General features: G+C 57.4%; 1 protein-coding gene. It reads right to left on the reverse strand.

Annotated features, from left to right (window positions below; all coding sequences use genetic code 11):
• Positions 1 to 878, reverse strand: an 878-nt coding sequence (locus AB4090_RS15060; protein WP_369574691.1) for an IS1634 family transposase, incomplete at its 3' end; no start/stop codon positions are given.
• Positions 879 to 1,038: the final 160 nt, after the last annotated feature.

Here is a 1,038-nt window from a genome sequence, read left to right on the forward strand (position 1 = left end):
AGAGACTGCCCGTTGGCCAGCCGTATCGCCTGCAACGCCTCCAGATTGTCCAGACTCAACAACCCGCGATCCGCGATGAGCACCAGGCGCCGTACTGTCGGAAAGCGCTCCAGCACTTTGCCCAGGGTCGGCAGCAGCGTTTTGGTCTCTGCGGTGTTGCCATCGAAGACCTCATGGTAGATCGGTAAACCCTCTGCAGTCTGCACGACCCCCAGCAGGAACTGGCGAGCGATCAGACCTTCCTTGGCCATCCCGAATTGCCGGACGTCCTGGGGAACCGTGACCAGGCCTTCACTGCGGATCGTGGTGAGATCATAGAAGACCACGGACAGGTCCTGATCGATCAGGGGGCGCAACAGTCCGGCTAGCACAGCATCTACGGCACGCTGTTGCTCCATCAGAGCGTCCATGCTGCGCAGGAGTTGCTGGTGGGTAATCGCTGTCACGGTGACCTCCGGCAAGGCGACGGTTTCCACCCAGCGCAGTACGCCCAGTTTCGATTCGGGATCGCAGAGCCGGTTGAGGACCATCACCCGGATCAGAGCTTCCACATCGGTCGTATGGCGGGTCTTGCGGAACACCTGACGTAGGGCGCTGAACCCAAGCTCCTTCCAGAGTTCGGTCAAGGCCCAGACATCGCCAAAAGCACGCGCCGTTTCAAAAGCGATGGATGGTGAAGAAATTATTGGCGTCGGGGTGGGTACCTGGCCACTGACCTTCATCAGGCCCTGAATCACGGCATTCAACTGACTGTCGATCTGATCCAGCCGCCCCAATGTGGCGACGGTACGCTTCTTGACCTTTCCGGCATCATCCCGGTAGGACTCCACAAGCTGGATATAGCGGCGGCTGCCGGAGGTAGTGATTTTCACATGCATGCCGCCACTCTATCAAGGTTGATAGGCATGTCAATAAAAGAGTCTACGTGATAAAACGTGCCACCACAGACGTTTTCGAAAATAGGCGCTGAAACCCCTATGAATGCTGGGGTGGCATTACGAATTTGACGATTTTTGCCGTTGAACTGTCGAACTCGGG

Source organism: Acidithiobacillus sp. IBUN Pt1247-S3, from assembly GCF_041146875.1.
Taxonomy (GTDB): domain Bacteria; phylum Pseudomonadota; class Gammaproteobacteria; order Acidithiobacillales; family Acidithiobacillaceae; genus Igneacidithiobacillus.